This window comes from Sorangium sp. So ce834 (assembly GCF_051521425.1).
Lineage (GTDB): Bacteria > Myxococcota_A > Polyangia > Polyangiales > Polyangiaceae > Sorangium > Sorangium cellulosum_D.
Genome location: NZ_CP150351.1, coordinates 4,195,043 through 4,208,201, shown reverse-complemented (window position 1 = coordinate 4,208,201; position 13,159 = coordinate 4,195,043). Strand labels below are relative to the sequence as shown.

Below are 13,159 nucleotides of genomic sequence, written 5' to 3'. Positions count from 1 at the left end.
CTGACCTCGGGCAGCTGCCCGTCCGACGCCCGGTCCCCCCCAAGGCGTCAGGCGGGCAGCCGCTCGAGGTCGACCTCGTCGGACGGCGCGATCTCGGCCTTGAGGAAGCGCTGCATCTGGCGGAGCGCGTAGCGGTTGTCCTCCTCGCTCTCCGAGGCCACGCAGTCCGACGGGACGACCAGCCGGTAATCGCGCATGTAAGCGTCGTTCGCCGTGAACAGGACGCAGATGTTCCCCGCCATGCCGGTGAGGATCAGCGTCTGCACGCCGAGCGACTCGAGCAGGATCTCGAGCGTGGTGCCGTAAAAGCCCGAGTGCTTGGGCTTGAGCACGAAATAATCCTCCTCTCCGGGCCGCAGCAGCGCCGCGATCTCACGGCCGCGGACGCCCTCTCCCAGGCAGTGCTCGATCTGCCGGTGGAAGTTGGACTGCCAGCGGCCGAAGTTGTCGTTCACGTAGACCGCGGGGATGCCCGCGTCGCGACACCGCTGCTTCAGCGCCCGGATGCGGTGCGCCATCGGGAGGGCGTGGGCGAGCAGCTGGTCGCCTTCCGGGAAATCCAGGTCGTTGATGACGTCGATGAGGAGGAGCGCGGTCCGGCTGTTGTCCGGCGCAGCTCCGTGGAGGTCGTGGGTCCGCCGCGGCATAGAGATGGTGGGTTATACAGCGGGCCAGGGCCAGCGGGGCAGCAATCGCCGCTCCGCTCGGCCCGCTGTGGCGAAACGCGACGCCGGCCGCGGCGGCGACGCAGCGCGGCCGGCCTGGAGCGGCCTGGACGGGCGCGGCGCGCGGGACCTCCGGGATCGCGCCGTCGGCCGCTGGCTTGCATTGCCTCCCGACACGGACCTGAAACGGACCTCTCGGGTCGAAGGAGAGCGCATGCCTCGCAGCATCTGGAAAGGGAGTATCAGCTTCGGGCTCGTGCAGATCCCGGTCGCCCTCTACCCCGCGGAGGAGCCCAACGAGCTCCACTTCACGCAGCTCGACCGGCGCAACATGACGCCGATCCGCTACGAGCGCGTGAACCGGGAGACGGGCGAGCCGGTGAGCTGGGACGATATCGTCCGCGGCTATCCCTACGAGAAGGGCGAGTATGTGGTCATGTCCGACGAGGACCTGCGCCGCGCGAACGTGGAGGCGACGCAGACCGTGGACATCCTCGACTTCGTCGACGCCTCGGAGATCGACCCGATGTACTACGAGAAGCCGTACTACCTCGCCCCCGCGTCGACGAACAGCAAGAAGAAGTCGTCCGTGACGGCGTACGTGCTCCTGCGCGAGGCGCTGCGGAAGACGGGGAAGGTCGGGATCGCGAAGGTCGTGATCCGGACGCGCGAGCACATCGCCGCGGTGCGGCCGCACGGCCGCGCGCTCGTGCTGAACCTGCTGCGGTTCGCGCACGAGCTCCGCTCCGATGAAGAGCTCGACCTGCCCGAGATGGATGTCGACGCAAAGGGGCTCGGCAAGCGGGAGCTCGAGATGGCCGAGCGCCTCGTGGCCGAGATGGCGACCGAGTGGAAGCCGGAAAAATACAAGGATGAGTACCGCGACGACGTGATGAAGATGATCGAGAAGAAGGTGAAATCCGGTCAGACCACGACGCCCGCGGAGCCGGAGGAGGAGGAAGAGCACCGCCGCGACACCGGCACGGTCGACCTCATCGCGCTGCTCAAGAAGAGCCTCGGCCAGAAGGGCGCGAAGGTCGCCAACGACGCAAACGACGCCAACGACAACAAACGGGCCGAGAGCGCCGGCGCGAAGCCGCGAAAGGCGGAGTCCTCGAAGCGAAAGGCGAGCGGCTCTCGCCGGGCCGCGTGATGCCGCGCGACGTGGGCGGACCGCGCGCCGCCGCGGCGCTCAGCGCCGGGGCGGCGGGCCAAGCCCGCATGCAGCCGTCGGCCTGACCGTCGACGGCGCAGGATGGTATACCGAGCTCATGCGCCTCAAGTATCCTGCGGATGTCACGGCCGCATTTCTCGATCTGCAGGAGCAGCCCCAGCTCACGGCGCAGACGCTCTCGTGCAGGGGCAAGGTCGACCCGGACGCGGCGCCGCCGCCCCCCTTTGCCGCCGTCCTCACCGAGCTGATCGAGACGATGTTCTTCGCGTCCATGGCGACGGAAGAGGGGCGGCTGAACCCGGTCGGCGTCGTGTTCGCCGGGAGCCTCGCCGACCTCGAGCTCGACGAGCCCGCCTGGGATCTCGTGCGGTTCGGCTCCGCCGTGGCGTTCGACGTCGAGCACGTCGCCAACCTCGCCTCGGCGTGCGCGTGGCCGCGCTCCTTCCTGTCCGTGGTGCCGCAGGGCGGGTCGCTCGTGGTCGCCGGCATCGCGACGCCGCATAGCCGGCGCTCCTTCGAGCTCGATCAGCTCGTGCGCGTGGTGGTGCCGAAGCCCGGCGTCGTGGCCGTGTACCGCGGTGAGTGGGAGATCGTCCGCTACGAGCGCGGCGCCGTGCGGACGTGGATGCCGAAGAACCGGCCCCAGCTCGACTCCATCGAGCGGGCCGTCGTCCGGGACCTCGCGAGGCCGCACGGCCGCCGCGTGAGCAAGTATCTCCTGCGCATCGTGGAAGGGATGGTCGAGCTCGGGCGCGGCGGGCTCCTCGTCGTGCTCGGGCCGGGCGAGGGCCTGCCGCAGCTGTTCGGCGAGGAGGGGAATCCGTTCGACACCGAGGTCAAGCGGCTGGATCCCGCCCTGTGCCTCGGCTCGGCCATCCTCGATATCTCCGCCTCCGCAGCGCGCGAGAGCCAGCCGCCGAGCGAGCCGCGGCAGGCAGACGGGAAGAAGCCCGCGGCGGAAGGGGCGGCGCGCGGCCCGGACCACGGGTTCAAGAGCTCCGAGCGCCTCAACCGGCTGCTCGACCTCATCGTCCGGCTGACGACCGTCGACGGCGCGGTGGTGATGAGCCACGGCCTCGACGTGCTCGCGTTCGGCGCGAAGCTGCCCCCGCCGCGGTCGATCATCTCCGAGGTGTACGCCGCGACCCCGGATCAGCGGATGGACGTGAGCCTGAGCCTCGACGCGCGCGGCACCCGCCACCGCGCGGCTGCGGCGTTCGTGGCGGGGTACCCGGAGCGGATCGCCTTCATCGTCTCCCAGGACGGCAATGCGGCCACGTTCCAGGAGATCGAGGGAAAGGTCGTTTACTGGCCGCTGTGACGGGCCGGCCGACCGGCGTCAGAGGTGCCGCAGGATCGCCGCGTGCATCCCGTCGATCGGCGCCTCGGCCGCGGCGAGCCCGGCCTCCAGCACGCGGCGGGGCATGCCGTGGACGACGCAGGACGACTCGGCCTCGACGAGGATCCGGCCGCCGGCCTTGTGGATCGCCCTCGACCCCTCCAGGCCGTCGTCGCCCATGCCCGTCAGCACGACCCCGAGCACGCCCGACCCGAACTCGGCGGCGGCGCTCGAGAAGAGCAGATCGACCGACGGGCAGTACAGCGACGCCCTGGACGCCTCCGCGAAGCGGACGCTGGCGCGGTCCCGGTGGCGCCGGACCTCGAGGTGCGTCCCGCCGCGCGCGATGACCGCGAGCCCGGGCCGGAGCTGGAGATCGTCCGAGGCCTCGACGACCGAGAGGGCGCTCGCGTCGTTCAGGCGGCGCGACAGGGACTCCGTGTACCCGGCGGGGATGTGCAGCGCCACGACGATGGGGACCGGGAAATCGCCGGGCATCGCCGCGAAGAGCCGCGTCAGCGCCTGGGGGCCGCCGGTGGACGTGCCGATCACGACGACGCGCGCGCGCGGCAGCGCGGGGATCGCGCCGGGCACGGGCGGCGGCTGCGGGCGCGGCCCGTCGCGGTGGACCCGCGCCTCGGCCGCGGCGAGCACCTTGCGGACCAGCTCGTCCGAGAGCTCGAAGAGGCGATCGGTCGCGAGCGACGTCGGCTTCTCGACGAGATCGACCGCGCCCTGCTGGAGCGCCCTGACGCCGAGCTCGCTGTCCGCCTCGGAGTTGCTCACGACGACGACCCGCGGGGCGCCCTCGCGCGGCAGCGACGCGAGCACGCCGATGCCGTCGAGGTTCGGCATCACGAGGTCGAGCGTGACCACATCGGGCTTGTGCCGCGCGATCTTCTCCAGCGCGTCCAGGCCGTCCATCGCCGTGTCGACGACCTCGATCGCGGCGTTCGCGCCGAGGAGCTGCCGCAGCACCTTGCGCACGAAGGCGGAGTCGTCGACAACGAGCACGCGGACAGCCGGGTTCTTCATTGAGCGGTCTTCCGGTAGAGAAACACGCCCCCCCGCTCCTCGCAGGCGAGCGCGGTGCCAAGCCGCAGCAGCGACTCGGAGATCCCGACCAGGAGGGCCCCGTCCGCGGCGAGCGCCCCCGCGAGGTTCGTGATCACCCACCGCGCCGTGTTGTCGTGGAAGTAGATGAGCACGTTGCGGCAGACGATGACGTCGAACTGCCCGAGCGACGCGACCTCGGACGCCTCGAGCAGGTTGATCCGCCGCCAGTCGATCGCCTCCTTCAGCTCGGCGCTCACGGCGACCCGATCGGGCGTCACCTCCAGCCACCGGGTGGCGAAGGGGGGCGGCGGGGCGTTGCTCCGGAGCGAGCGCGGCCCGTACACCCCGGCCCGGGCGCGCGAGAGCGCCCGCGCGCTGATGTCGCTCGCGACGAGATCGACCTTGCCGAGCAGGCCCCGCTCGGCGAGGAGCATCGCGATCGTGAACGGCTCCTCCCCGGTCGAGCATGCCGCCGACCAGATCCGCGGCCGCTCCCCCGCCAGGGCGCGCGGCGCGACGAGCTCCGCGACCGCGACCTCGAGCTGCGCGAGCTCGCGGAAGAAGTACGTCTCGCCCACGACCAGCGCGTCGATCAGCGCGTCCAGCTCGGCCGCGCCCGCGGGGTCGTAGCGGAGGAAGTAGTAGTAATCGAGCAGCGAGTCGAAGCCGGCGTCGAGCGCGCGCACCGAGACCTTGTCGCCGAGCAGCTCGCGATCCCCCGCGTCGTAGTGGATGCCGATCTTCTCGGCGATGAGCGCGCTGAAGATCGCGAAGACCTGCGGCGAGATGGGGAGGCGGCTCGTCATACCCACGGCGTCATGCCCACTGCGAGAGGACCGACGCGGCCACGCGCCGCACCTCCGGGTCCGGATCGGTCCGCGAGGCGTGCTCGACCGCGGCGAACCCCTCCCGCGTGGCCACCGCGGCGAGCGTCGTGGCCGCCGCCTTCCGCGCCGGCGCGGAGGCCAGGCCGAGCGCCTCGAGGAGCGCGGCGTGCCCCGCGGGCTGCCGCATCCGCGCGAGCGCCGCGGTGAGGACGGGCGAGAGCTCGTCGTCCGCCGTCCCGAGCGCCTCGAGGATGCCCTCGACGCGCCCCGGCACCGGCGTGGACAGCGCGGCGAGGAGCGAGCCCTGCGCCGGCGAGGCCGCGAGCAGCGCGATGAGGCTCCGCGTCGCCTCGACCCCGGCCCGCCCCGCGATGAAGCCGGTCGCCGCCGCGCGCACGCTCTCGTCGGGGTCGCCCGCCGCGCGCACGAGCGCCGGCAGGACGTCGGGCGACGAGAAGCCGGAGATCGCCGAGACCGCGACGAGCCGGGTCGCCACGTCCGGCGACGAGAGCGCGCCGAGCAAGGTCGGCAAAGACTCCGCCCGCCCGGCGATGCCGAGCCCGATCAGCGCCGAGCGACGCATGTCCGTGTCGCTCGCCTGGGCCGCCTGCTCCAGCGCCGCGAGCGCGAGATCGCCCTTGATCGCCGACAGCGCCTCGATCGCCGCCACGCGCACCTGGCCGCTCTCGTCCCGGAGCCGCTCGGCGATGAGCCCGGCCGCCGCCTCGCACCCGAGCTTCCCCAGCGCCTGGCAGGCGTAATAGCGGACCCACGCGTCCTCGTCGCCGAGCCCCGCGAGGAGCGCGTCGACGACGCGCGGCGCCCGCTGCGACTGCCCGAGCGCCCGCATCGCCACCGCCCGGACCCGCTCCGACGCGTCGGCGGCGAGCGCGGCGAGCGCGGCGAGCGCCTCCGGCTGCGCGAAGGACGCGAGGCCGTGGATCGCGCGCTCGCGCGTCCGCAGGTCGGGGTCGCGGACGCCGTCGAGGAAGATCGGCAGCGCCGAGGCGGGCGCGAAGTAGGCGAGGATCCGCAGGGCCGTCCGCCGCACGGACGGGGTCCCCTCGCGGGCCGCGGCGATCGCGAGCGCCTCGACGTCGGGGCCGCCGAGGCACTGGATCGCGGTCGTCGCGGCGTGGACGACGCGGGGGTTCGGGTCGTCGAGGAGCCGGAACAGCGCGCGCGCCGAGCTCGGCTCCGAGATCCGGGCGAGGGCGTCGCACGCCGCCGCGCGGACCTCCGGGTCCGGATCCGCGAGGCAGCGCTCCACGTCGCCCGCGGCCGCGGCGCCCCGGACGAGCGGCAGGAGCAAGAGCCGGCGGGAGCTGTCGCCGTCGCGCAGCGCCGCGAGCACCCGGGAGTCGGCGCTCCGGGAGAGCTGGAAGAGCGCCTCCGCCGCGGCGCTCGCGACGGGGGGCTCGGCGTCGAGCAGGCGCGTCAGATCGAGCAGGACGTCTTCGCCCCCGATCGCGCCGAGCACGCTGCAGATGAGGACCTGCTCGGCCGTATCCGCCCCGGCGAGGCTCTGCGAGAGCCGCCGCGCCGCGCCGGGCGCCGGCGCCTCGCCCCGGAGCGCCTCGTCGATCGGCCCGGCCGTCCCGTAGCGCTCGCGGTATCGCTCGCGCAGCTCGGCGAGCGCCACCGCGGCGACGCGCGCGACCGCGTCGCTCGGGCGCCCGAGCAGGCGCATCAGCGGCGCCACGGCGCTCCGGCTGCCGGTGCGGCCGAGCGCCCGCGCCGCCTCGAGGAGGTAGCGCGGATCGGCGAGGAGGGCCGAGAGCGGGCCGATCGCGCGCGGGTCGCCGCTGCGGCCGAGCACGTCGATCGCCGGAAAGACGCGGAAGAAATTGCCGCTCGTGACGGCGCTCACGAGCGCGTCGACCGCCGATCGGCCGCCGACCCGGCCGAGCGCCTCGATCGCGGCGACCGCGACGTTGTCGTCGGCGTGCGACGTGAGCTCCGCGAGCCGGGGGACCGCCTTCGCGCTGCTGCGGCGCCCGAGGATCTGCGCCGCGTCGGCGACGATCGCGGGGCGAGGGTCCCGCGTCAGCGCGAGCACGGCGTCGTCAATGTCGCCGAGCGACGCGACGAGCGCGTCGACGTTGGCGGCGACGCGCGCCTCGCTGTCGCGCCGCGCGGAGAGGCACGCGCAGAGCGGCCCCACGGCCGCGTCGCCGAGCGCGGCGAGCGACGCGACGACGGACCGCCGCACGGTCCAGCTCGGGTCCGCGAGCATCTCGATGAGCGCCGGCACCCCCGCGGGCCCGGAGGCGGCGAGCCGATCCACCTGCTCGACGCGCTGCCGCTCCGCGTCCGAGACGGAGAGCGCGGGGCGCCGGGAGATCACGAGGTCTCCGGCGGGGCGTGGGGCAGGCTTCCGTTCGCCCTGAGGTGCGCGACCGCGGCGGCGACCCCCGCGACCGCGTCCGCGTGCTCGGCGCTCGCGTGCCGGATCCGGCCGACCTGATCGAGCACGTGGCCGGCGTCGGCCGCGACCGCGCCGGAGTCCCGCGCCTGCCGTGCCGCGGCGGCGGCGACCTCCCGGACCGGCTCGCGCAGGCGGGCGAGCGACGCGGCGTGCTGCTCGCTCCGGGTCGACAGCTCGGCGGCCGCCCTGACGACGCCCTGGAGCGACGCCGCCTGCCGGCCCGCGCCCGACGCGAGCGCCGCGACGGACTCGGCCTGATCGGCCACCGCGCGCGCCGTCTGCTTGGCGATCCGGCGCACGGAGTCCCCCTCCTTCGCGAGGGACGCCGTCGCCTTGCTCTGGTCCGCCGTGGCGGAGGTCACCGCCGCCGCGAGCCGCGCGACCTGGCGGGCGGACGCCTCCAACTGCTTCGCGGCCCGCGCCTGCTCGCCGATCCCCCGCGCCGACTGGGCCGACAGCTTCCGGACGTCGTCCATGGCGCGCGCGACCTCGGTCGCGCCGCCGGCCTGCTCCGCGAGGCCGGCGACCATCCGCTGCGACGCGCCCGCGGCCTCCTGGGTCAGCGCCGTGACCCCGGCCAGGGCGCGGGTCTGCTCGACCATGGCGGTGCTGGTCTGATGCGTCAGCGAGCGCATCTGCGCGGCGACCTTCGCGAGCTGCGACGCCCCCGTCGCCTGCTCCTCCATCGCCCGCGACACGCGCTCGGCGCTCGACGTGAGCTGCCCGTTCAGCTTCACGGCGTCGCGCAGCGCGCGCGCCTGCTCGGCGGTCGCCTCCTTCGTCTGCCGGGCCATGCGCCGCATCTCGGCGCTCCCCTGCGCGAGCGCCTGGACCGCCTTGGTCTGCTCGGCCGCGGAGCGCGCGATCGCCCTGCCCTCCTCGCTCATGCGCGTCGCGGTCTGCGTGAGGGCGCCCACCGCCTGCACCTGATCGGCGTTCGCCCGGTCGATGTCGCGGATCGAGCGGCCGAGCTCCTCGACCCCCTGCAGGATCGACGCGAGCGCCCGGTCGGCGTCGCCCGCCAGCCGGGTCCCCTCGTCCGCGACCTTCACGCCCTCGGTCGAGGCGGCCACCGCCTCGCGGGCGCTCGCCTGGAGCGCGCGGACGATCTTGGCGATCTCGGCGCTCGAGACGGCGGCCCGGTCCGCGAGGTTCCGGATCTCCTCGGCGACGACGGCGAAGCCCCGGCCGTGCTCCCCGGCCCGCGCGGCCTCGATGCTGGCGTTGAGCGAGAGGAGGTTCGTGCGGTCGGCGATCAGGTTGATCGTCTGGACGATGTCGCCGATCTCCTCGGCCCGCTTGCCCATCTCCTTCATGACCGACGCGGAGTCGACCATCGCCTGCCGGATGCTGCCGAGGCCGGCGATGGACCTGCCCACCGTGGCCGCGCCCTGGCGCGCGGTCTCGACGCCCTGCTCGGCGGTCGTGCGCGCGGTCTCGACGATGGAGACGATCCGCCGCGTGGTGGCCTCGACCTGCGACGAGGCGGCGGCGTTGCCGGCCGCGAGCCCGCTGATCTGGTCGGCGCTCTGCGCGACCTGCTGCGCGGTCCGCGCGAGCTCCTCGGCGGCGACCGCGTTGGCCTCGATGGTCGCCGCGTTCTTCTCGGCCGTGGCCGCGACCTCCTCGACCGAGCTCGCGATCTCGGTGATCGTGCTCGCGGTCGACGACGCGCTCGCGTCGAGCGCCTTCGCGCTATCCGCCACCCCGCGGATCGACCGCGCCATCTGCTCCGCGGTCGCGGCGGTCTCCTCGACCGCGCTCGCCATCTCGGTGGCGTCGCGCGCGACGCGGTCGAGGGAGCCGCTCACGCCCGCGACGGCGCCGGCCATGGTCGAGATCTGCGACCCGACCCCCCGGGCGTCGGCCGAGAGGCGCGCGATGCCCTTCGACATCTCCTCGATGGTGGCCCCGATCTGCTCGAGCGCCGCGGCGCTGCCCTCGCCGCGGGCCGCCGCCTCCTCGGCGGACCCGCTCGTCACCGAGACCGAGCTGAGGAGCTCCTCGCTCGAGGACGCGAGCTCCTCGGCGCTGGCGCTCACCGACTTCACCGAGCGGGCCATCTCCTCGAGCGCCGCCGCGGTCGTCTCCGCGGAGCCGGCGAGCGCCTCGGCGTCGCCCTTGACGCCGGCGAGCGCGGGGGCGACCGCCCCGAGGCCGCTCGTCATGCCCTCCGTGCCCTGCGCGACCTCGGCGACCGCGTCGCTGACGCGCTGCCCCGACCGCGCGAGCGCCTGGGCCGCGGCCGCCGCCTCCTCGATCTCGCCCGCGAGCGCGCCCGCCGCGGCGCCCTGCTGCCTGCCGGCGGCGGCGTGCTCGGCGCCGGCGGCGGCGAGCCGCGCGGCCGCCTGCTCGACGCCGGCCACGGCCGTGATCGCCTGACGGAGCGAGCGCTCGGTCTGCTCTGCCCGCGCGAGCGCGCCGTCGATGTCCGCGATTGCATCAACTGCCATGATCCTGCTCCTCACCGATGATCCTGCCGACGTCGACGAGCATGACGAGCCGCTTCCCGAGCTTCGCGACCGCCCGCACGAACCCGGCGCTCTCCTCCGCCATGACCTCGGGGGGCGCCCGCAGCTCGTCGGCGGCGATGTTGACGACCTCCCGCGCGCTGTCCACGAGGAGGCCCACGGTGCGGCCGCCGCGCTGGACGACGATGACCCGCGAGTCCAGCGTGGGCTCCACGGTGGGGAGGCCGAACCGGGCGCGCAGATCCACGACCGGCACGACGCGGCCGCGGATCTGAATGAGGCCGCCGACGTACGGCCGCGTGCCCGGCACCCGGGTCGCGCCGGTGAACGACTCCATGTGGAGCACGTCGGCCGCCGAGATCGCGTACTCGGTGTCCGCCACCTTCAGGACCACGTGCAGGTCGCTCATGAAGCCACCCGGACCAGGCCCGCGCGGCCGCCCTGGCCGGCGGAGAGCCGCCCGCTGAGGCTCACGAGGTCGAGGACGAGCGTGGGGCGGCCGTCGCCGAGATCGGTCGAGCCGGACACGCCCGGCACCTTGACGAGCGGGTCCTCGAGCGGCCGCACGACCACCTCCTGCTGACCGAGCACGCGGGTCACGCCGAAGGCGAAGGGCGCGCCGTTGCGCCGCACGACGAGCGCCCGTGTCGCGGACGAGGCCCCGAGCTCGAAGAGCGCGCCGAGGTCGACCAGGGGCACGACCTCGCCGCGCCGCTCGATCAACTCTGTACCGCCGCGGGCGTGGCCCGGCGCTGGCAACTCGGTACCTCCCCGCGCGCGGCCCGGCGCTGGCAATTCGGTACCTCCCCGCGCGCGGCCCGGCGCTGGCAACTCGATACCTCCCCGCGCGCGGCCCGGCGCTGGCAATTCGGTGCCGCCCCGGGCCGGGCCCAGGGCCGGCAGCTCCGTACCGCCCCGGGCGCGGCCCGGCGCCGGGCCGCGGAAGATGCGGGCCGCGTCGATCTCCATGACTTCCTCCACGCCCGCGACGGGCGTCACGAACGGCTGGTCTCCGCACAGGAAGGAGAAGGCGTCCACGATGGTCAGCGTGAGCGGGATCCGGAGGGTGAAGGTGGTGCCGGCGCCGCGCGCCGTGCTCACGGAGAGCTCGCCGCCGAGCTGCTCCACGGCGATGCGCCGCACGATGTCCATCCCGAGCCCGCGGCCGCTGGTCTTCGTCGCCTGGTCGAGCGTGGACAGCCCGGGCAAGGTGATGAGATCGAGCAGCGCCGCGTCGCTGTCGGGCGCGGGGCGGCCGGCCCGCGCCGCGACGAGCGCGCGGTCGATGCCCCGCCCGTCGTCGGCGACGCTGAGCTCGAGCTGGTTGTTGGAGCGCTCGAAGCAGGAGACCCGGACGACGCCCTCCTCGGGCTTGCCCAGCCGCCGCCGCTCCGCGGGCGGCTCGATCGCGTGATCGACCGCGTTGCGGAGCAGGTGCACGATCGCCGGGAAGATGCGCTCCGCGACCGCCTTGTCGAGCTCCGCCTGGCCCGCGTCGATCTCGATCCGCACCTGCTTGCCGGTCGCGCGGCCGAGGCCGCGGACGACGAGCGGCACGCGCTCGAGGAGCTCCGTCACCGAGATCATCCGCGCGCGCATGATGGCGCCGCGGAGGTCGCGCAGCTGGCGGTCGTGCTCGCGAAGGATCTCCGCGAGGTCGCGGATGTCCACCCCGCGGGCGCGCAGATCGGCGGCCGCCCGGGCGAGCCGGAACCGCGTGACGACGAGCGCCGACAGCTTGTCGAGGGCGTCGTCGAGGCGCGCCACCTCGACGCGCACCACGCCGCGTAGCTGGGGCTCCCGGTCCGCCGGCTCCTCCGGCTCGGCCTCGGCCAGGGCCGCGACGGCCAGCGGGACGGGCGGCGCCACCGTGAGCGGGCGGACGCCGTCGGCGCCCGCGGCCCGCGCGATCTCCTCGTCGGGCGCGCTCGTGAGGACGAGGAGCGCGAAGGCGATGCCGCCCGGCGCCCTGTCGCTGGCCGGGACCGACAGCGGGACGACCTTGACGATCTCGGCGAGCTTGCCGACGCGCTCGCGGACGTTCGTGATGTTCATCCCCTCGGCCGTGCGCGCCGGCGACGGGACGAAATCGACCCGCAGCGCGCGCCGACCGGCGGCCACGCCCTGCGCGAGCTGCACCCGCTCGCCGGGCCCGAGCTTCGCGAGGATCTCGGGGTCGGCGCTGATCGTCGGCGCGGGGGGCGACGGCGCGGCGGCGAGATCGAGCGCGGAGAGCGCGTCGAGGAGCGCGGGCGCCGCCGGCGGCACCGGCTGCTTCCCGGCGAGGGCGCGGGTCCGCTCCTCGATGGCCCGGAGCCCGCGGAGCAGCACCTCGATCGACGGCGCGGAGAGGCTGCCGGCCGCCCTGTCCACCGCCCGGAGCACGGTCTCCATCGCATGGGCGATGTCCACGATCGGCTCCACGCCGACCATGGCGGAGAGGCCTTTGATAGTGTGAAGAGCGCGGAAGAGCTCGCGGATCGCCCGCGGGTTCGACTCGCCGGCGCGGAGGGCCGCCTCGGCGGCGAGGAGGTTCGCGGTCGACGCGGAGAGGTGCTCTTCCACCTCGACGAGGTAGCCGGCCACGAACTCGTTCACGTCGAGCGCGTCGCTCATCCCGCGCCCGCGACGCGCTCCCCGAGGAGCGCTCGCACGCTGGCCAGGATGGCGTCGGGCGTGAACGGCTTCGTCATGAACTCCGAGGCCCCCGCGCCGAGCGCGCGGGCGCGCGACTCCTCATCGCCCCGGGTGGTCACCACCAGAATCGGCAGGCTCCGCAGCTTGTCCTGGCCCCGGATGAACTCGATGACCTCGAGCCCCCCGATATCGGGCATATTCAGGTCGAGCACCACGAGATCGAACGGCCTGAGCGAGAGCGTCTCAATCGCCTCGAGCCCGCTCGCCGCGTGCGCGAACGTGTACTGCTCGGCCCGCAGGCAGGCCACGATCATCTCACGCATTACCCTGCTGTCGTCGACGACGAGGATCTCTGCCACAGCGACACTCGGCCGAGGGCATAGCTGGCCCGCGTGCTGGGTGTCAATCGCGCGCCGGAGCGAGCCCGAGCGAATCAGGGAAATCCCGTCGGACCGGCCCCGAGGATCGCGATGCGCAGACGAGGAGCGCACGTTCGGGCCTACGCCGGCTGCGCCGCGTCCGTCCGGCTCCGGCGCCGAGGGGCGCTCGCTCGGGCCAGGGC

General features: G+C 74.4%; 10 protein-coding genes. 2 read left to right on the top strand and 8 right to left on the bottom strand.

Annotation, left to right across the window (positions count from 1 at the left end):
- Window positions 1-47 precede the first annotated feature (47 nt).
- The gene (locus WMF20_RS15340; protein WP_129575060.1) at window positions 48-647 is read right to left on the bottom strand and encodes a cysteine hydrolase family protein; all 600 of its coding nucleotides are present in this window, start codon (window positions 645-647) and stop codon (window positions 48-50) included.
- 232 nt (window positions 648-879) lie between these two features.
- On the opposite strand from WMF20_RS15340, the gene WMF20_RS15335 reads away from it, so the two are divergent.
- Both WMF20_RS15335 and WMF20_RS15330 read left to right on the top strand, forming a co-directional pair.
- Window positions 880-1,818, top strand: coding sequence for a Ku protein (locus WMF20_RS15335; protein ID WP_437614328.1), 939 nt, complete (start codon window positions 880-882; stop codon window positions 1,816-1,818).
- Between the two features lie 118 nt (window positions 1,819-1,936).
- Window positions 1,937-3,160, top strand: coding sequence for a putative sensor domain DACNV-containing protein (locus WMF20_RS15330; protein ID WP_437614326.1), 1,224 nt, complete (start codon window positions 1,937-1,939; stop codon window positions 3,158-3,160).
- A gap of 18 nt (window positions 3,161-3,178) precedes the next feature.
- On the opposite strand, the gene cheB is transcribed toward WMF20_RS15330, so the two are convergent.
- The 7 genes from cheB to WMF20_RS15295 are packed head-to-tail and all read right to left on the bottom strand — an operon-like array spanning window position 3,179 to window position 12,956.
- Window positions 3,179-4,213 (bottom strand): chemotaxis-specific protein-glutamate methyltransferase CheB, encoded by a 1,035-nt coding sequence (gene cheB / locus WMF20_RS15325; protein WP_437614324.1) that lies wholly within the window; start codon window positions 4,211-4,213, stop codon window positions 3,179-3,181.
- A complete protein-coding gene (locus WMF20_RS15320; protein ID WP_437614322.1) occupies window positions 4,210-5,040 on the bottom strand; it encodes a CheR family methyltransferase in 831 nt (276 codons plus the stop codon). Before WMF20_RS15320 ends, cheB begins: the two co-directional genes overlap by 4 nt.
- A 10-nt stretch (window positions 5,041-5,050) precedes the next feature.
- The gene (locus tag WMF20_RS15315; protein WP_437614320.1) at window positions 5,051-7,408 is read right to left on the bottom strand and encodes a HEAT repeat domain-containing protein; all 2,358 of its coding nucleotides are present in this window, start codon (window positions 7,406-7,408) and stop codon (window positions 5,051-5,053) included.
- A complete protein-coding gene (locus WMF20_RS15310) occupies window positions 7,405-9,942 on the bottom strand; it encodes a methyl-accepting chemotaxis protein (protein ID WP_437614318.1) in 2,538 nt (845 codons plus the stop codon). The genes WMF20_RS15315 and WMF20_RS15310 overlap by 4 nt, the downstream gene beginning before the upstream one ends.
- A complete protein-coding gene (locus WMF20_RS15305) occupies window positions 9,932-10,369 on the bottom strand; it encodes a chemotaxis protein CheW (RefSeq protein ID WP_129575053.1) in 438 nt (145 codons plus the stop codon). The genes WMF20_RS15310 and WMF20_RS15305 overlap by 11 nt, the downstream gene beginning before the upstream one ends.
- Window positions 10,366-12,576 (bottom strand): chemotaxis protein CheA, encoded by a 2,211-nt coding sequence (locus WMF20_RS15300; RefSeq protein ID WP_437614315.1) that lies wholly within the window; start codon window positions 12,574-12,576, stop codon window positions 10,366-10,368. The genes WMF20_RS15305 and WMF20_RS15300 overlap by 4 nt, the downstream gene beginning before the upstream one ends.
- Window positions 12,573-12,956, bottom strand: coding sequence for a response regulator (locus WMF20_RS15295; RefSeq protein WP_129575051.1), 384 nt, complete (start codon window positions 12,954-12,956; stop codon window positions 12,573-12,575). The genes WMF20_RS15300 and WMF20_RS15295 overlap by 4 nt, the downstream gene beginning before the upstream one ends.
- Window positions 12,957-13,159 lie beyond the last annotated feature (203 nt).